Origin of the sequence: Maricurvus nonylphenolicus (genome assembly GCF_042854845.1) — a bacterium.
GTDB classification, from domain to species: Bacteria; Pseudomonadota; Gammaproteobacteria; order Pseudomonadales; family Cellvibrionaceae; genus Maricurvus; species Maricurvus nonylphenolicus.
In genome coordinates this window covers 5,414,099-5,431,112 of the sequence record NZ_AP031498.1, presented here as the reverse complement: position 1 = coordinate 5,431,112, position 17,014 = coordinate 5,414,099, and the positions used below count along the sequence as shown (strand labels likewise).

General features: G+C 48.9%; 16 protein-coding genes. 7 read left to right on the top strand and 9 right to left on the bottom strand.

From position 1 onward, the window contains the following. The first annotated feature begins 115 nt into the window (after positions 1-115). Positions 116-1,030, top strand: a complete 915-nt coding sequence (locus tag ACGHZ6_RS23575; protein WP_390616519.1) for an SDR family NAD(P)-dependent oxidoreductase — start codon at positions 116-118, stop codon at positions 1,028-1,030. Positions 1,031-1,128: 98 nt separating this feature from the next. On the opposite strand, the gene ACGHZ6_RS23570 is transcribed toward ACGHZ6_RS23575, so the two are convergent. The 5 genes from ACGHZ6_RS23570 to ACGHZ6_RS23550 all read right to left on the bottom strand — a co-directional run bounded on the left by ACGHZ6_RS23570 (position 1,129) and on the right by ACGHZ6_RS23550 (position 5,245). Then, on the bottom strand, positions 1,129-1,941 hold the full coding sequence (locus ACGHZ6_RS23570; protein WP_390616518.1) for a M23 family metallopeptidase: 813 nt from the start codon (positions 1,939-1,941) through the stop codon (positions 1,129-1,131). Positions 1,942-2,060: 119 nt separating this feature from the next. Next, positions 2,061-2,378: a DUF2834 domain-containing protein gene (locus ACGHZ6_RS23565; RefSeq protein ID WP_390616517.1), complete on the bottom strand. Its 318-nt coding sequence runs from the start codon at positions 2,376-2,378 to the stop codon at positions 2,061-2,063. Positions 2,379-2,487: 109 nt separating this feature from the next. After that, on the bottom strand, positions 2,488-3,297 hold the full coding sequence (locus tag ACGHZ6_RS23560) for a DUF4124 domain-containing protein (protein ID WP_390616516.1): 810 nt from the start codon (positions 3,295-3,297) through the stop codon (positions 2,488-2,490). Then, entirely contained in the window at positions 3,287-3,679 is a 393-nt protein-coding gene (locus ACGHZ6_RS23555; RefSeq protein ID WP_390619207.1) for a zf-TFIIB domain-containing protein, read from the bottom strand. The genes ACGHZ6_RS23560 and ACGHZ6_RS23555 overlap by 11 nt, the downstream gene beginning before the upstream one ends. 558 nt (positions 3,680-4,237) lie before the next feature. After that, on the bottom strand, positions 4,238-5,245 hold the full coding sequence (locus tag ACGHZ6_RS23550) for a helix-turn-helix domain-containing protein (protein WP_390616515.1): 1,008 nt from the start codon (positions 5,243-5,245) through the stop codon (positions 4,238-4,240). 137 nt (positions 5,246-5,382) lie between these two features. Between ACGHZ6_RS23550 and ACGHZ6_RS23545 the strand changes: the two genes are divergently transcribed. Beyond that, a complete protein-coding gene (locus ACGHZ6_RS23545; RefSeq protein WP_390616514.1) occupies positions 5,383-6,279 on the top strand; it encodes a fatty acid desaturase family protein in 897 nt (298 codons plus the stop codon). An 86-nt stretch (positions 6,280-6,365) separates the two neighbouring features. On the opposite strand, the gene ACGHZ6_RS23540 is transcribed toward ACGHZ6_RS23545, so the two are convergent. From ACGHZ6_RS23540 to ACGHZ6_RS23530, 3 genes are read right to left on the bottom strand one after another with little or no spacing between them, the layout of a single operon-like run. Next, the gene (locus ACGHZ6_RS23540; protein WP_390616513.1) at positions 6,366-7,001 is read right to left on the bottom strand and encodes a TonB family protein; all 636 of its coding nucleotides are present in this window, start codon (positions 6,999-7,001) and stop codon (positions 6,366-6,368) included. Positions 7,002-7,042: 41 nt separating this feature from the next. Then, complete coding sequence (locus ACGHZ6_RS23535; protein WP_390616512.1) at positions 7,043-8,572, bottom strand: TonB family protein; 1,530 nt, start codon at positions 8,570-8,572, stop codon at positions 7,043-7,045. Positions 8,573-8,595: 23 nt separating this feature from the next. Continuing rightward, on the bottom strand, positions 8,596-9,009 hold the full coding sequence (locus ACGHZ6_RS23530) for a BlaI/MecI/CopY family transcriptional regulator (protein ID WP_390616511.1): 414 nt from the start codon (positions 9,007-9,009) through the stop codon (positions 8,596-8,598). Positions 9,010-9,291: 282 nt separating this feature from the next. Here ACGHZ6_RS23530 and tkt point away from each other — a divergent pair, with 282 nt between their 5' ends. The 5 genes from tkt to ACGHZ6_RS23505 all read left to right on the top strand — a co-directional run bounded on the left by tkt (position 9,292) and on the right by ACGHZ6_RS23505 (position 15,925). Further along, complete coding sequence (gene tkt / locus ACGHZ6_RS23525; protein ID WP_390616510.1) at positions 9,292-11,292, top strand: transketolase; 2,001 nt, start codon at positions 9,292-9,294, stop codon at positions 11,290-11,292. Positions 11,293-11,343: 51 nt separating this feature from the next. Continuing rightward, entirely contained in the window at positions 11,344-12,387 is a 1,044-nt protein-coding gene (gap, locus tag ACGHZ6_RS23520) for a type I glyceraldehyde-3-phosphate dehydrogenase (RefSeq protein ID WP_390616509.1), read from the top strand. Positions 12,388-12,468: 81 nt separating this feature from the next. Beyond that, positions 12,469-13,632, top strand: coding sequence for a phosphoglycerate kinase (locus tag ACGHZ6_RS23515; RefSeq protein ID WP_390616508.1), 1,164 nt, complete (start codon positions 12,469-12,471; stop codon positions 13,630-13,632). 133 nt (positions 13,633-13,765) lie between these two features. Next, positions 13,766-14,830 (top strand): class II fructose-bisphosphate aldolase, encoded by a 1,065-nt coding sequence (fba, locus tag ACGHZ6_RS23510; protein ID WP_390616507.1) that lies wholly within the window; start codon positions 13,766-13,768, stop codon positions 14,828-14,830. Positions 14,831-14,959: 129 nt separating this feature from the next. Beyond that, positions 14,960-15,925 carry an alpha/beta hydrolase gene (locus ACGHZ6_RS23505; RefSeq protein ID WP_390616506.1) on the top strand — a complete coding sequence of 322 codons (966 nt, stop codon included), beginning with the start codon at positions 14,960-14,962 and terminating at the stop codon, positions 15,923-15,925. 5 nt (positions 15,926-15,930) lie between these two features. On the opposite strand, the gene ACGHZ6_RS23500 is transcribed toward ACGHZ6_RS23505, so the two are convergent. Continuing rightward, on the bottom strand, positions 15,931-16,926 hold the full coding sequence (locus ACGHZ6_RS23500; protein ID WP_390616505.1) for a peptidoglycan DD-metalloendopeptidase family protein: 996 nt from the start codon (positions 16,924-16,926) through the stop codon (positions 15,931-15,933). Between the last annotated feature and the right edge of the window lie 88 nt (positions 16,927-17,014).

Genomic DNA, 17,014 nt, shown 5'->3' with positions numbered 1-17,014 from the left:
TAGCTGGTTTTATTACCTCCTCACCAAAATACCGCAAGAAATATCAAAACCACCGCCATACCTTTTATTAACCTAGCAGAGTCAATTCCCTTCATCTGCAAATTAAAGGTATCCCATGATAAAAAGCGTTTTGATCACCGGTGCAAACGCCGGCCTGGGTAAAGAGTCTGCCAGACAGCTGGCGCAGAAAAGCAGTATTGAAAAGATATATCTGGGTTGCCGTAATCCCCAAAAAGCCAAACTTGCAAAGCAGGGGTTGGAGGAACTCACGGCAAGGGATATCTTTGAAGTGCTACCGATAGATGTTAGTAATTTAACCTCGGTACGTAAAGCCGTAGCGCTATTACCAGAGCCTGTTGATGCACTGATTATGAATGCTGGAGGCACAGGCGGTAAGAAGTTTCAGAAGCATACCCAGGATGGTGTTACCCAGATATTTGCCGTAAATCTGCTCGGACATGCCGTGTTGGCAGAGGAGCTGATAAAAGCTGGTAAATTGCAGCAGGTTGCTCTGTATGCGGGTTCCGAAGCAGCTCGAGGTGTAAAAGAAATGGGTATGAAACGACCGGAACTGAAAACCTCTTCCGTCGATGAGTTTGTGTCTATTTGCAATGGTGCCTTCTATGCCGATACCAAAGATGCCACAGTGCCCTATGGTCCCCTCAAATATATGGCGGCATTATGGATGTCAGCGATGGCTCGTCAACATTCTGCTATTCGTTTTATCACTATGAGTCCTGGTGCTACCACGGGCACCGAAGGTTTTAATACCCTTTCCCCAGTTAGGCAATACCTTATGAAAGGCATGATGCAGGTCATGCTATGGCTGGGCAAGGTTCATCGTGTTGAAGTCGGTGCGCAGCGTTATGTGGATGGATTATTTAATAGTGCTTATCAAAACGGTGGTTTCTATGCCAGTAAACAAGGCCTGACCGGAGCGGTAGGTGAACAGGGTGTTTTATTTAAAGACATCAATAATGAAAGTTTTCAGGACAACGCCTACCAGGCTATTCAGCGCTTTATTAAGTAAAGGGCAGCGGCTTAATTAAAACCCATTTTAAGTAATGGGTTGTTTGGTGTTTCTAGCAGAAGCTGCAGCTATATCGTATAGATATAGCTGCAGCAGGGTTATACTCGTACTTCTGCAATTATCAGCTTGTCTTCCCAAAACGGTGATTGCCTGTAGGTAAGGTTAACCTTGTTGCCGGAAAAATAAGCGCCACGTATGGTTTCAATCATAGAGCTTTCATCGGCAGATGGTGCATAGAGAGGGATAAACAGGTAGTCCCTAACCGATGCGAGCTTGACCCGAAAGTAACGAATGTGTTGGTGAGTGATGTCGGCAATTTGAGTGACCTGCGTTTTGCCACTGACGATACGATCACTATCACCATTGGAATAATTCTCTAAATCCCAATGGTAGAACTGCCGGGTAGGATCGACGGCTACCGAGCGACTCATTCTGCGTAACTGATCATTACGGTCAGCTTCGCTGAGGGCTGTAATACCATCGGCCACAACGTGGCGTAATTCAAAGTGTAAATGTGGCTCCCAGCTTTTATCTTCCGGAAGCCCAACAGTGCCAATCAAATCGCCGACTTCAACAAACTGATTAATACGGACATTAACGGTGTCCAGGTGAGAGTACGTGGAAATGTAACCGCTATCTGCTGCTATTTGATGCCAGATACGGACAAACCCATCCCCAGCTTTACGATCCGTGCCGGGTTGTAATGACACAACAACAATTCCACCGTATACAGGGAATACTGAATCCCCTATGGCAGCATGTAGGTCGACGCCTGTATGAAACCGGCCAGCGGGTGAATTGTTGACAGAGCGACGAGCACCAAAACGACCTTGGGGTAATCGTAGTTTTAACGGCAGTTCAAGTGGTGGTGCCAGTGTTAACGGCTGAGAAATAGCAATATTAAGGGACATGAAATCACTCCTTTGAAATTAAAAACCATAATCCTTGGTTAAGGCATAAAGCCGAGGGAATGATATCGGTGTGTTTTTTATAGTGGAAGAGGTAGCAGGAAATAAAGGCGTCTAAAAGCTTATGAGGGATTTCGCGAACCAAGCCGCTCTTGTGCATAGAGGTAAGCGGGTAACGCGCAACTAAGACCAATGGTTAGATTCAACACGATAAACAGCAAAGGGTTGGCGCCACCCTTTTGCCGTTGTACAAACATAAAAACCCAGAATACAAACGATGCAAAGAGTACATCGGCACTAATGCCGGCAGCTACATGGTTTTCCACTGAGGCACTCATAAACGCTGCTAGATTAAAACCGTTTATTTCGAAGAATTGGAGAAAGAACAGATACGGAATTATAGCGCCAAGTATGGAAAGGGTTAAATAGAATGATTTCATTGTTTCCCCTTTACTTGTGAGCAGCCGTTATCTGTTATTTCGCCAAAATCAGCGCTGCGGGATAGTAGAACGCTATCAGCGTCTATTAATTTATCGTTAGATATTTTCTTTAGCGTACTAGTCTAATACTTTGCTGACTAATGTAAACGCCGTTCATGTAGTAGGTGATGTTAATCGATAGTTCTGTTTGCGAGTATTGTAGATAGATTTGTGTTTCTCTTAATCTGCTACCCTTTTTAAGCTTTTCGCGGTACTTTTCTACAGCAATGATATAGTTGTCTTCTGCTTCAATCTCAGTAAGGGCATCTTTACGAAAGAGGCGCAGTACCTCGCTTTGAGGTCCTCTTTCATCTTTATATTCACGATGAATTTCAAACCTTATAGAATTGCTTGTGCTTTGCCTGACCTTTACTTCAGCAGAAGATAATCTAATTTCTTCTTTTGGAGCTTTGTCAGTTCCTTTGCAGATTGTTTCCCGGGATCTTCCTTCCCATTCGTCATCGATGCTGTCGTAGAGGGATTCTAGTATCTCTCGAGTATTTTTATCGATTTTAATGTGTTCTACCTCGAAATAATCATCCCCTTCAGTTTTGAAGGCTTGTGATTTGTCAAAGCAATCCAGAGATGAGCTCGCCCCATTAACATCAAAAGTTGGTTGTTCTTCTTCAGGAAATTCATTTTCTGGAGTGCCAACAAAAGGTGTTCTGGAGGTGACTGCATCAGAAGAATTGGTATCTTTTAACTCAATGGGAATGACATTTTTAGGTGCCTGGCTCTTATCACTAAAATGAATCTTTCCTTTCTCATCTTTCCATTGATAGATTTCTGCATTAGCAGATGAGAAAAAACTAACAACTGCTATGCTGCTATATAGAAATGTTTTAAAAGCCATAGATTTGCACTTATCCTTAGTGTTCATGTATTTGCTTCCTGATAAACAGTTGAAATAGGTTGATTACTGATCTAGTCTGTCGAAAAAAGTAGTCAGTTGAGCGGAATGCATTCTTCACATCTGCTTTTGCGGTTATTTTATCTATTGTTGATAGGTTTGGAAATAGCGCTTCTATTTCGGACTTGTCTAGGAAAACACCCTTACAGGTATTACAAAATTCAACGCTATGCTCATCAATGGCTACATGCTGAAAATTAGCATCTATGCAGGTTGGGCAGTTATATCTTTTGGAAAGCTCAGCAGGATCAACTTTAACTAAACTGGAGATGTTTGCAGGTGTGTCAATCCGCACGCCATTACAATATATGCATGAAAGGTAATTGTGTTGCCGCCATAAGCCTTTAGACATTTTTTCTTGGCATTTTGGGGATTTCATAGTTCAAACAGTTGTCGTCCCTTAGGCTTGTTAAGTGCTTTATAGGCTTTATTCAATCTAACAGTCACACCTGATTTCAAAGAAGACAAGTCTTCAATGGAAAAATCGCAATTGGCGACCTTATTTCATCCATGCGATGAGTATGAAATGCATAGAAGCAAAAAAAGTATCGATATCTTCTTCATGTTTCTGTTTTTCCAATAATAGCGATAACATACGCCTCAAGGCGCTTGCCTCCAGTTACATATCCTTCTTAGTTAGTGTTTAACTATTCAGTAAAGAGCTTGAAAATTCAACTTCTTAGAACCCGGAAGTCAATAGTCTATTTGATTAAGTTCGCTCGACTCGCTTATCTCAGGTTGTCCACATAAGTTCTTGGTTATTAAAATGCTTTTAAAATCAAACAGTTAATTTTGTAGCACGTCATTGCCCCGGAGATGAGTATCTAAAGGCGTTTATCTCTGGGGTTGTCCACAGCAATAGAGTATCGAAACGTTTGGTTGCGATTTAAAGGTATGAGGTAGCTAACACTTATGGTTGTTGTTCTCGAAAGTATTTTGGCGAGCACCCTTCCCGACTCCGAAACGCCCGCCGAAAATTGGCACTATCTTGATACCCCAGCACCGATGCAATTGCATCAATGGTTAATTCGCTTTCCTGTAAATACTGCTTCGCCCAGGTGTGCGTAAGTGCAGCCTTAATTTTGCGCAGGTTGGTGCCCTCTTGTTGTAAGCGCCGGTTTAGTGTGCGCTCGGAAACATGCAATTGCTTGGCAATGTAACTAAGTCCGGGCAGAGGTGGCTCGTGTGCTTTTAATAAGGCGTGAACGTGTTGGGTGTACGGCTGAGGTTCGGCTTCCTGTTCGGTTTGGTATTTTAGACGGTTAGCGAGAAACTTTTGGCTTTCGATCCATGCGGGGTTGTCATAAAACGGCGAGGCAACATCCAGTACACGGCGCGGCACTTGTATGTGTGCTTCATTATGTTCGTACGTTATTGGGCTGTGAATGAGTGCTTCGTACTCACTGGCATAGTCGGGTTTTGTGTAGGGGACAAAGTAGTGTGCGTCTGCCACCGCTTCGCCAGCGATGGTTTCCAAATAGTTTTGAAACAGCATAAACGCGGTTTCGACATGGAAGCGTTTGGTGGTGCCGACATCCTGCATAAAGTCAATGCCGATACTCATGCCCTGTAGATTGGAGCGAACCGCAACGCGTAGGTAAGACACATGCAGGCGGCTGTAACTGTCGAGGATGTGCAAACCCTGGCGCAGGTTGGGGGCAATGGCGGCGGCCATACCGGCGCTGCCGAGCACAAGAATGTTGCTGCGCTTGCCAAGCAGTATACCGATATGGCTTTCGGGGCTGAGGCTGTCGGCATTGTTCAGCAGCGTTAAAAAACCATCCATGGGGATGTTGTCGCCAGCCTCCAATAGCTGTTGGTTTAGTTGCGTGTCAGCTAGCAGTTCCTCGCTGGCTATGCCCTTCTCGATCATGGCCTGATAGATAAACAGGGCGTAGGCTGGGCCGATGGTGTTCATCTTTGATCGCCAAAAGGTTTTATATTGGCGAATTATGACACCAATATGGCGACTAATACACTCTGTTACTGCTCAAAAATCCCGCACTCTTGTTCTTACAACCTTAAACCTAGAGAGAGAATATTCGGGAGAGAGCGATGGATTCTGTGAATCTGGATCATCAGGCCGTTAAGCTGGCGACAAAATACATGGGCGATTTTTCATGGCCTGGGGTGTTATTGGGGGGCGTTTGTTTAGGTGGTTATCTGGCTGCGCCGTTTGCGGTGGTAACCGGTGTATTGCCCTTATGGCTGGGGGTTTTACTGATAGGCATGATTACTTACGCCGCCTATACCGTGATGCACGATGCTGTTCACGGGGCGATAGTCGGCAAGCATCGTTCCATGTTGTGGCTACAAAAGCTCTTGGGCCATGGTATGGGTTTTGTACTGGGTTTCCCGTTTGTGGCGCATCGGTTTGAGCATCTCGCCCATCACCGTTTTACCAACGATGCTGAGCGTGATCCGGATTTTCAGATAGCAGAAATGGGGCAGTCGCCGTTCAAGGCGGTACGTTCTGCTTGCCGGTTGTTAAGTGGGCAATACAGCTTTTACATAGAGCAGCAATGGCGCAGGGCATCTACATCCGAGAAGTTTGCGGTTGTGGTTGAGGCGCTGGTGGCTTGGGGCGCTCGTGCGGCCTTTGTGGCTCAGGGTTATTGGATAGAAGGCTTTGCCCTGTTTGTGGTGGGCGCCCTGCTGGGATTGATCGCGTTGATTTACCTGTTTGCCTATATAGTGCATCGTCCCCATGATCAGGTGGGCCGCTATGTTGATACCTCAACCATTGTTCTGGATGGACCTGGTAACACTGTGATGACTTGGTGCTGGCTGTTTCAAAACTACCATTCAATCCATCACCTGTTTCCCAAGGTGCCGTTTTACAAGTACAGGGCTTTATATGAGGAGATTGAGCCGATTATGCGAGCCAAAGGGGCGCCGATTTACTCGCTGTCCCTGACCGGGTTAAAGCCACAGGTTTCTATGGAGTCCTAGAGCTATCTGAATGTTAGATACTAAATGGAAATACGAGGCGATACTTCAAAGATCGCCTCGAGTATTGTTATGGGTGTATATCTTCATTAGGGGGCTGCAATTTTAAAGCGGATGCGCTCGTGTACGGTGATGGATTTGGCGGCTTCCGCATCACGTGGTAAATACTTCCAGCGTTTAACGGCACGCACTGCAGATCGTTCAAAAACACCTTCCGGGTCTGCTCGTGTTACACGCACATTTTGTGGTACGCCCAAGGCGCTGACTTCAAAGGCAACATCAACAAATCCTTCGGTGCCTTTAGCTAAGGCAATGCGAGGGTATTGTGGTGGTACCATGACTTGTTGAACAACGCTGTCGTTACTGGTAAACCCAATTTTTGGTTTACCTTCGCTGTCAGGGTTGTAGACCAAATTTTGCCCTGTGGTAATCGTTGGCCGCTCATAGTTTTCTTTCGCCATTTCAGGTGGCAAGGGCTCGATTTGGGGTTCCTTAGGCTTAGTGGGTTTTGGTTCGGTGTAGCGTGTTTCAAGATCGGTGGGAATGTAAATAATTTCTGCAACAGTGGTTGTGGGGGGATCTTCCACGGGGGGCGCATCGATATAAACCAATCGATGCATCAGGTACAACAAGGCCAGCGTGACTGCAAAAGCAATTGGAAGTGCAGTGATAAAACGAAGCGGCAAAACACGAAATTCAGGGCGAGCGGTAGCTGCGATGTCCATAAGACACCCTCCAAATAGTGATTGTTAATTTAGGTTTGCGTCTAGTGTTGCAACGCGATAGCGGTTTGGCCCTTGACGGGCGAGTGTCGTCGTCGAGTTTTTAATGCCGGATTTTCATCGGCTTCATACAACTGGAAGACAAACTCTTCGGTAACCCCACTGATGGATGTCGGCTGACCGTTAATCAGTTGGGGTTGGAAACGGAAATCTTTTAACGCTGTGAGTACAGCTTTTTCAAAGATTCCTTTGGGTTGAGAGGCAACAATCCGTGGCTGTTGAGTGTGACCTTGTTCATCGATGGTAAATTGCACGATGACCTTGCCTTCAAGGTTTCGCTTTAATGCCCGCTGCGGGTAATGCGGTAATACTGTTCTTACAGGAAGGTAACCTTCAATTAACACCTGTGGATTTACCGCAAGCTTATGTTCGCTGGACGTGCTTATGTCACTGGTATCAAAAACAGCTTGCCGCATCTCGATACTGACCCAGACTTCTTCCATGGTTGGGGCTTGTTGGTTATCCGGTTTAATGGGCTTGTGCCATAACGTTGGATTAACTGTTAGCGTTGTTGCAGTTTTATTTATGGGAGCTGGTGCCAGCTCAAATGTCACAGCGTTTGTAGGTCGTGTTTGCAAATTAACACTGGCATGAAGCAGCGTTAAAGGGATTAACCACAGGATGCCAGCACTAATGGCTCGCCACCAATCACCGCTTGTGCGTGGTTCGTGATCAGCCAGTCGGTCAAGTAGTGCCAGAATGCGTTGGTAATGCGCAGAGCCGTTTTTACCATCGATAAATGTCGCGGGCAGGTCGTCCTGATTTTTAAAGCCTTTATCAATAGTTACCAGCAGTTCCGCGTAATCAGGGCTTTGTTCGCCTTGGGCAATCACCCAATCATCACAGGCGCGCTCGCTCATATCGGTAAAGGTTTTGTTTAGGCGTGCAATAAACGGCAGAAACCAAAACAGTGCGCAAATAAATTTTACCAGTAAACTGCACACCCAATCCCAGCGGGCGACATGCCCTAATTCGTGCAACATAACCAAACGTTGTTGATGTTCAGGCCATTGAGCCGCCGCGCTAGGCAGGACCAGCGAAGGGTGAATCGCTCCCCACACATAAGGGACGCGACATTGATTATCCAAGTGTATGGTTACCTTGCGTTTTAATTGCGCCAAGCCTCGGAGTCGATTACACAGCTGCTGCAGTTTTTCGTGTTGCTGTTGTTTTCGATTTCGAATGGAGAGGGCAAATAACCCAAGACCGAGGTAAAACAAAGACCAGAGGCAGCCCACTAAATAGATGGCAAGCGTGAATTTAAACCAGGTGAGTTGCCAGGCCTCTGCAATGGTCAGTTGTAACAGGGGGTGAGTACTATGCAGGTTGAGTTGCCAGTTAGGTAGCAGTAAGTTGCTGATGACTAACAGCGGAATCAGTAACAGGCAGATAAAGAGCAGGCTATGGCGAAAACTGGCCGAGAGTTGCGAGGTTGATTGCAAGTGCCAAACGCCCAATGCGATGACCAGTAATGGCTTGATAACCATCAGCAGCAATAGATCAAGTAGTGTCATTGTTGCTCTCCTTCCGCTTGGGTTTATGACGATGTGTTGTCGTCTTTCCTCGATACCTTGGTTTTCGATCTGGCTTGGGCAATGGCCTGCTCAAGCTCGTCGAGTTCCGAGTCGCTAAGCTGATTTTCCTTGCCGCCTAACAGTGCATTGACCGCCTGCAGGGCAGAGCCTTCGAAAAAGGTGTTTACCAGTCGTTTGACAGCAGATTCCCGTGCGTCATCCACAGCAACGGCAGGGGCATAGATATACTTGGCGCCCTCCTGGCGGTGGGTTACGGCCCCCTTTTCAAGCAAGCGTGCCAGCAGCGCACGTACACTGGAGTAGCTGGGTGGATCTTCCATGCCATCAAGTACTTCTTGGGCCGAGGCCTCTTTGCGCTCATAGAGCACGTCCATAATTTGCCGCTCGCGGCGACTGAATTTGTTAGGTGTAGCCATAAGCGCTTTGATTACACTCCTAGGTTAACTATCGGTAGTGCTACATTTTTAGCATGATGCTAAAAATGTAGCACTCAGGTGGAAACCGTGCAAGTACTTTAGATTGAAACGGCTGTAGAGATGGGAGTGATGAACACACGGAGATAAAAAAGGCCCACTAAACGGATAATTTTCCGCCGAAGCGGCCTTTATTTGGCCCCACACCTTTACCCCACCGGTGAGGTGCGAGAAAATAGCGCCCCATTTTTAATGCGCCCTTAAATACCCAGGAGCCTAGAGCCCATGTCATCTCGCGCCGAATTAGCCAATGCCATCCGAGTCCTGTCCATGGACGCTGTCCAGAAAGCCAACAGTGGCCACCCAGGAGCCCCGATGGGCATGGCGGATATCGCCGAAGTTCTGTGGAACGATTTCTTGCAGCACAACCCGAATAACCCACAGTGGGCTGACCGCGACCGTTTTGTTCTGTCCAACGGCCACGGCTCTATGCTGATTTACTCTCTGCTGCACCTGAGTGGCTACGACCTGCCGATTGAAGAGCTGAAGAACTTCCGTCAGATGCACTCCAAGACCCCTGGTCACCCTGAGTATGGCTATGCTCCAGGTGTAGAAACCACCACTGGCCCACTGGGTCAGGGCATTACCAATGCTGTGGGTATGGCGCTGGCCGAGAAGACCCTGGCCGGTCAGTTCAACCGCGAAGGTCACGATATTGTTGATCACTTCACCTACGCCTTTATGGGTGACGGTTGTTTGATGGAAGGTATCTCCCACGAGGCCTGTTCTCTGGCCGGTACCCTGGGCCTGGGCAAGCTGATCGCTTTCTACGATGACAACGGCATCTCCATCGACGGTGAAGTTGAGGGCTGGTTTACCGACGATACCCCGAAACGTTTTGAATCCTACGGCTGGCACGTAATCCCGGCGGTGGATGGTCACGACGCCGCTGCCATTAAAGCCGCTATCGAAGCTGCGCAAGCTGAAACCAGCAAACCAACCATTATCTGCTGCAAAACCGTGATCGGTTTTGGTTCTCCGAATAAGCAAGGTAAAGAAGAGTGTCACGGTGCCCCTCTGGGTGAAGACGAAGTTCAGTTGGTGCGTAAAGCCCTGAACTGGGAGCACGGTGCTTTTGAGGTCCCGGCCAACGTCTACGAAGGTTGGGATGCCAAGTCCAAAGGTAACGAGCTGGAGTTGGCCTGGAATGATAAGTTTGATGCCTACCGCGCCGCTCACCCTGAGCTGGCGGCCGAGTTCGAGCGCCGTGTGATCAAAGGCGAACTGCCTGCTGATTTCTCCGAGAAGGCTGAAGCCTACGTACGTGAGTGTCAGGAAAAAGCCGAGAAGGTTGCTTCCCGTAAAGCGTCTCAAAACTGCCTGAACGCCTTTGGCCCAATGCTGCCAGAGCTGTTGGGTGGTTCTGCTGACCTGGCGCCGTCCAACCTGACTACCTGGAGTGGTTCCAAGGCGGTCACGGCTGAAGATGCCAGCGGTAACTACATCCACTACGGTGTACGTGAATTCGCCATGAGCGCCATGATGAACGGTATCGCCCTGCACGGCGGTTTCGTTAACTACGGTGCGACCTTCATGATGTTTATGGAATACGCTCGCAACGCCGTGCGTATGGCTGCCTTGATGGGCCAGCAAAGCATTTTTGTTTACACCCACGACTCCATTGGTCTGGGTGAAGACGGTCCTACTCACCAGCCGGTTGAGCAGCTGACCAGCCTGCGTACCACGCCAAACCTGCAAACCTGGCGCCCTTGTGATGCGGTTGAATCTGCCGTGTCCTGGAAGTCTGCGGTTGAGCGTCAAGACGGCCCTACCGCGCTGGTATTTAGCCGTCAGGGTCTGGCTCCACAGGCGCGTAACGACGAGCAGCTGGCCAATATCGCCCGCGGTGCTTACGTACTGAAAGACTGTGACGGTGAGCCAGAAGCCATCATTATCGCCACCGGTTCTGAGGTTGAGCTGGCGGTTGCCGCTGCTGACCAACTGGCTGGCCAAGGCAAGAAAATCCGTGTGGTATCCATGCCATGTGCTGAGCTGTTTAGCGCGCAGGATGCTGCTTACCGTCAAGAGGTGCTGCCGATTGAAGTGGCTGCCCGTGTTGCGGTTGAAGCGGCGCACGAAGATTACTGGTGGAAGTTTGTTGGCCTCGACGGTCGCGTTGTGGGCATGAGCACCTTCGGTGAGTCTGCTCCTGGCGGCGAACTGATGAAGCACTTTGGTTTCACCGTTGAAAACGTTGTCGCCACCGTTGAAGAAGTTCTGGACTAATTGCTGTTTAGCAGTTCAATTGGCCAGCGCTTTCAAGCAAGTCAGTATTAGATGACCGCAGCATCAAACAAACACGACGATAAGCCGATACGCCTGGCCATTAATGGTTATGGCCGTATCGGCCGTTGTGTGCTGCGCGCGCTTTATGAGCGCAACCAGTGGGATCAATTGCAAGTAGTGGCTATTAACGAGCTCGCCGATTGTAAAACCATTGCCCACTTAACCAAATATGATTCCACTCACGGGCGTTTCCCCGCTGAAGTGAGTGTGGAAAATGATCGCCTCACCATCGACGATCAGTCTATTGAAGTACTGCATGTCGAGGCCGTGGATCAGTTGCCTTGGGCGGAACTGGATATCGATGTGGTGCTGGAGTGTACCGGTGCATTTTCCGATCGGGCCACGGCGCAGCAACACATTGACCAAGGCGCAAAGCGGGTATTGTTTTCCCAGCCAGCTGAAGCCGATGTGGATGCCACCATTGTGTATGGCATTAATGACCATTCGTTGAATGGTTCCGAGACGATTATTTCCAATGCGTCCTGTACCACCAACTGTATCGTGCCGGTTATTAAAGCATTGGATGATGCCTTTGGTGTTAACAGTGGAGTGATCACCACCATTCACTCGGCCATGCACGATCAGCCGGTGATTGATGCCTACCATCACACCGACCTGCGAAAAACCCGCTCGGCGGTGCAATCGATGATTCCGGTGGATACCGGATTGGCGCGTGGTATTGAGCGTTTGTTGCCAGAGATGGTCGGGCGTTTTGAAGCACAGGCAATGCGTGTGCCCACCACCAATGTCTCGATGATTGATTTATCTTTGGTAGTCAATCAGGACGTTGATGCGGACGCAGTGAATAAGGCTTTGGCCGAAGCTGCCAGCGATCGCTTTAATGGTGTGCTGGGTTATACCGAAGAATTATTGGCATCCTGCGATTTTAATCACGATAGTCGTTCCGGTGTTGTTGATGCCGGACAAACCCGCGTGGCGGGCAAGCGACTGGTGAAGGTGCTGACCTGGTTCGATAATGAATGGGGTTATGCCAACCGCATGCTGGATGTGGTCGGTGCCTGGTTAGGGTGCTGATAGGAAAATTTTTTTAACTTTATCTCTGGAAGTAAGACTCCAGTAATTAGCAACACCGTATTTGAAAACTGAGGAACACCAATGGCTGTTAAAGCAATGACGGAACTGGATCTGGCGGGCAAGCGCGTTCTGATCCGTGAAGATTTAAACGTACCGGTAAAAGACGGTGTGGTCACCAGCGATGCACGTATCCGTGCCTCCCTGCCAACCATCGAGCACGCTCTGAAAGCCGGCGCCAAAGTAATCGTCATGTCTCACCTGGGTCGTCCAACCGAAGGTGAATACGCTGAAGAATTCTCCATGCAGCCGGTTGCCGATCATCTGGGCAAACTGCTGGGCCGTGACGTCGCTGTTGTTAAAGACTGGCAAGGTGGTGTTGAGGTCGCCGAAGGCGAGCTGGTGCTGCTGGAAAACGTTCGCTTTAACAAGGGCGAGAAAAAAGACGAAGACGAGCTGGCCAAAGCCTACGCAGCCCTGTGTGATGTATTTGTGATGGACGCCTTTGGTACCGCTCACCGTGCCCAAGCATCTACCCACGGTGTTGCCAAGTTTGCCCCGGTTGCCTGTGCTGGCCCGCTGTTGGCAGGTGAATTGGACGCGCTGGAAAAAGCTCTGGCCAACCCTGCTCGCCCAATGGTAGCGATTGTGGGTGGTTCCAAGGTATCTACCAAGCTGACCGTTCTGGAAACCCTGTCTGATAAGGTTGATCAGCTGATCGTCGGTGGCGGTATCGCCAACACTTTCCTGGCGGCTAGCGGTAAGCTGGTGGGTAAGTCTCTGTACGAAGAAGCTCTGATTCCTAACGCTAAAGCGCTGATGGAAAAATGTGATATCCCTGTACCGACTGACGTAGTGACCGGTAAGGAATTCAGCGAAGACGCGCAGGCGAGCCTAAAGCCCGCGGAAGAAGTTGCCGCTGACGATATGATTTTTGATATCGGCCCGGACTCTGCTGCAGCGTTGGCTAACATTCTGAAAGATGCCAAAACCATTATCTGGAACGGCCCTGTTGGCGTATTTGAATTCGACCAGTTCGGTGAAGGTACCAAAGCGCTGTCACAAGCGATTGCTGATAGTGATGGTTTCTCCATCGCCGGTGGTGGTGACACCCTGGCTGCCGTAGACAAGTACGATATCGCTGATAAGGTATCTTATATCTCTACTGGTGGTGGTGCTTTCCTGGAGTACGTTGAAGGTAAAACCCTGCCCGCAGTTGCCATTCTTGAGCAGCGCGCAGCGGAATAATTTTTAGGCTGGATATATTATGTATCCAGTCGAGCAGTTTTATATTTTTTACGACAAGTTATAAATACAAGGTGCAGAGGAAGGCGATTAACTGTCTCCATCTAGCATCAAGCAACTTAAAAGGACACACAACATGGCTCTGATTAGTATGCGCCAAATGCTCGACCACGCTGCCGAACAAGGCTACGGCGTGCCAGCATTTAACGTTAACAACCTGGAACAAATGCGCGCCATCATGGAAGCGGCCGACAAAACCGATTCTCCGGTTATTGTGCAGGCCTCTGCGGGTGCTCGTAAGTACGCCGGTGCACCTTTCCTGCGTCACCTGATTCTGGCGGCGATTGAAGAGTTCCCGCACATTCCTGTGTGTATGCACCAGGACCACGGTACTTCCCCGTCTGTTTGTCAGCGTTCTATCCAGCTGGGTTTCAGCTCGGTAATGATGGACGGCTCTCTGGGTGAAGATGGTAAGACCCCTGCCGACTACGAATACAACGTTGATGTGACCAAGCGTACCGTTGATATGGCCCACGCCTGTGGTGTTTCCGTAGAAGGTGAGCTGGGTTGTCTGGGTTCTCTGGAAACCGGTGAAGCCGGTGAAGAAGACGGTATTGGTGCCGTGGGCAAACTGAGCCACGACCAGATGCTGACTGACCCTGAAGAAGCGGCAGACTTCGTACAGAAAACCAACGTTGATGCCCTGGCCATTGCCTGTGGTACGTCTCACGGTGCTTACAAGTTCACCCGTCCACCTACCGGCGACATTCTGGCGATCGATCGCATCAAGGCGATTCACCAGCGTATCCCTAACACCCACCTGGTAATGCACGGTTCTTCTTCTGTGCCTCAGGAGTGGCTGAAGGTGATTAACGAGTTTGGCGGCGAGATCCCTGAGACTTACGGTGTGCCGGTTGAGCAGATCGTTGAAGGTATCAAGCACGGCGTGCGTAAGGTTAACATCGACACTGACCTGCGTTTGGCGTCTACCGGTGCTGTACGTCGCTTTATGGCGCAGAACCCAAGCGAGTTTGACCCACGTAAGTTCCTGAAGGAAACCACCAAAGCGATGACCGATATCTGTGTTGCTCGCTATGAAGCCTTCGGTACTGCCGGTAATGCCAGCAAGATCAAAGCGATCAGCCTGGAAGGTATGTTCGAGCGTTACGAGTCTGGTGAGCTGGACGCTAAAGTTAGCTAAGTCTATAGTTTTTACAGACTCTGGCTAATTGAAATAAAAAGCGGCGCATCTGGCGCCGTTTTTTATTTGCAGGTTTGTTATAAAGACATAACAATTAAAGGACTCTGGTAGTTTGAGTTAGGACAGGTAATGGAGCTAACCTATCAATCCCTCAGGGATTTAGCGCAACAACTCCCCGCTTTCGATGTTGAGAAAGCTGAAATGCAGGCGTGGATCACACGGCCTGACGTACAGCGCTACCTGAATCACTACCACATTAATTTTACCGAAGAGTTCACTAGCCTCGATTACCGCTTTGGCAGCCAATCTGCGGGCGAGTTCGATATTGCCTTTCACCACTGGCAACCACAAAATGCCAAGGGCACCGTGTTTTTAGTGCACGGTTATACCGACAATGTCGGCACCATGCAGCATGCCCTGCGATTCCTTTTGCAAAGCGATTGGGCGGTGGTGTGTTTTGATTTGCCTGGCCATGGTTTTTCCAGTGGCGATCAGGGCAGCATTCACAGCTTTGATCAGTACCGTGAAGTCTTATTCGATGCACTAAATCTGTTTACCGATAAAACACCACAACCCTGGCACGGCATGGGGCAGAGTACCGGCGCTATGGTGATCCTGAATTACCTGGGCTCCTATCCCGATCAGGATAAACTTGAGAAGGCAGCACTTTTAGCGCCACTGATTCGCACTCATCACTGGTCACGTGATCGCTGGCTGTTTTATCTGATTAATCCCATATTGAAAAATCTGGTACGTGTTTTTTCACCCAGCTCGCACGATGAGACATTTCTGGACTTTGTCAGGCATCACGACCCCTTACAGCAGCTTCACACTCCGGTGGTATGGGTGAAGGCTATGCGTCACTGGATTAAGAAGTTTGCTGAATTTAATACTCAGTGGCGCAAACTTACCGTGATTCAGGGGGATAAGGATAAAACGGTGGACTGGATGTATAACACCTCCGAGATTGAACGTATTTTTCCGAATACCGAAACCTATATGGTAAACGGTGCGCGTCACCAGTTAGTGAATGAATCTGTTAAATACCGACAGCAGGTTTTTCAATTACTGAGCAAATGGTTGGCAGATAAGTAACAGACTTATCGGTAGGCCCCCACCCTAAAATGTCCGGTCAATGTGGAGTTGGGTTGCGGTGTAAACTGTTTACCACCGCGATCGGAAAACTTAAACGGAATCGATTCCAGTTTTTGAAGCTTGTTACGATGAATCGCAAAATGTAAATGTGGGCCGCTGGAAAATCCGGTGTTGCCGGAGTTGGCAATATGTTGGCCAGTAGACACGCGCTCACCAGCTCGAACCTGAATACTTTCCAATTGTAAGTGCGCATAAATGGCCATGGTGCCGTCGTCATGCAGAATGCGCACACTGTTGGCTTTGTAAGCCAGCTTGCGGTTGTGTATGCCGCCTTTGGAAAAATCTTCTTCAATATCCATCACCACACCGCCGCGACTTGCTAATACCGGCGTACCCACATCCATGGCAATATCTACTGCGTAACGGTTGGCGCTGTCTTGATGACTAAAAATACCGTTAAAGGCCTGAGTGATTCTAAACCCTCTTCCTGCCGGTACCGGTGGCGCGTAGTTGGCTTGTGAGTCTGGTTGGGAGTTGGGATCGCCCAGGGTGTAATTGGTGTTGTAGGCGTAGGACCAGCGTGCATTGGGGTTTTGAGGTTTGATATAGCCGATGCGCTTTTCGCCGCGGGCGGGAATCACAAAGCTGTCGTTCCAGCCAAAGTTTGAGTCAATATTATAGCTTTTGGTTAGCGAGACTCTGACTTCCACCGGCCCGTACAGTTCATTGATCACATACAGTAGTGGCCGCTGGCGTGAGCCTCGGTTTTGCACAAACACTTTTTGGGTTGGCTCATGTTTTTCCAGGTGCTCGACTTTAACATCGATATCTTTATCGGTCTTAGGCGGCTTATCGGAAAAGTGCCACTTGCCGTTTTTATCCTGATATTTATACAGCTTTGCGGCAGCCGCATCGGTTATCAGGCCCATTGTCAGGCCTATTGTCAGACATAACAGGAGGAGTACCGACTTCCAGGTCAGAGTCTGAGGGTAAAGTGCCATGGGGCCTTCCAGGGGAATCAATTACTGTTATGCTCGCAGATAATTTCAGGTTTTCCAAGATCAATTGGTCATGGAAACCGGCAAAACT

What these genes read in the sequence shown, in the direction of transcription:
- ACGHZ6_RS23575 (WP_390616519.1), top strand. Translation starts at nt 116, where the DNA reads ATGATAAAAAGCGTTTTGATCACCGGTGCAAACGCCGGCCTGGGTAAA.
- ACGHZ6_RS23570 (WP_390616518.1), bottom strand. Translation starts at nt 1,941, where the DNA reads ATGTCCCTTAATATTGCTATTTCTCAGCCGTTAACACTGGCACCACCA.
- ACGHZ6_RS23565 (WP_390616517.1), bottom strand. Translation starts at nt 2,378, where the DNA reads ATGAAATCATTCTATTTAACCCTTTCCATACTTGGCGCTATAATTCCG.
- ACGHZ6_RS23560 (WP_390616516.1), bottom strand. Translation starts at nt 3,297, where the DNA reads ATGAACACTAAGGATAAGTGCAAATCTATGGCTTTTAAAACATTTCTA.
- ACGHZ6_RS23555 (WP_390619207.1), bottom strand. Translation starts at nt 3,679, where the DNA reads ATGTCTAAAGGCTTATGGCGGCAACACAATTACCTTTCATGCATATAT.
- ACGHZ6_RS23550 (WP_390616515.1), bottom strand. Translation starts at nt 5,245, where the DNA reads ATGAACACCATCGGCCCAGCCTACGCCCTGTTTATCTATCAGGCCATG.
- ACGHZ6_RS23545 (WP_390616514.1), top strand. Translation starts at nt 5,383, where the DNA reads ATGGATTCTGTGAATCTGGATCATCAGGCCGTTAAGCTGGCGACAAAA.
- ACGHZ6_RS23540 (WP_390616513.1), bottom strand. Translation starts at nt 7,001, where the DNA reads ATGGACATCGCAGCTACCGCTCGCCCTGAATTTCGTGTTTTGCCGCTT.
- ACGHZ6_RS23535 (WP_390616512.1), bottom strand. Translation starts at nt 8,572, where the DNA reads ATGACACTACTTGATCTATTGCTGCTGATGGTTATCAAGCCATTACTG.
- ACGHZ6_RS23530 (WP_390616511.1), bottom strand. Translation starts at nt 9,009, where the DNA reads ATGGCTACACCTAACAAATTCAGTCGCCGCGAGCGGCAAATTATGGAC.
- tkt (WP_390616510.1), top strand. Translation starts at nt 9,292, where the DNA reads ATGTCATCTCGCGCCGAATTAGCCAATGCCATCCGAGTCCTGTCCATG.
- gap (WP_390616509.1), top strand. Translation starts at nt 11,344, where the DNA reads ATGACCGCAGCATCAAACAAACACGACGATAAGCCGATACGCCTGGCC.
- ACGHZ6_RS23515 (WP_390616508.1), top strand. Translation starts at nt 12,469, where the DNA reads ATGGCTGTTAAAGCAATGACGGAACTGGATCTGGCGGGCAAGCGCGTT.
- fba (WP_390616507.1), top strand. Translation starts at nt 13,766, where the DNA reads ATGGCTCTGATTAGTATGCGCCAAATGCTCGACCACGCTGCCGAACAA.
- ACGHZ6_RS23505 (WP_390616506.1), top strand. Translation starts at nt 14,960, where the DNA reads ATGGAGCTAACCTATCAATCCCTCAGGGATTTAGCGCAACAACTCCCC.
- ACGHZ6_RS23500 (WP_390616505.1), bottom strand. Translation starts at nt 16,926, where the DNA reads ATGGCACTTTACCCTCAGACTCTGACCTGGAAGTCGGTACTCCTCCTG.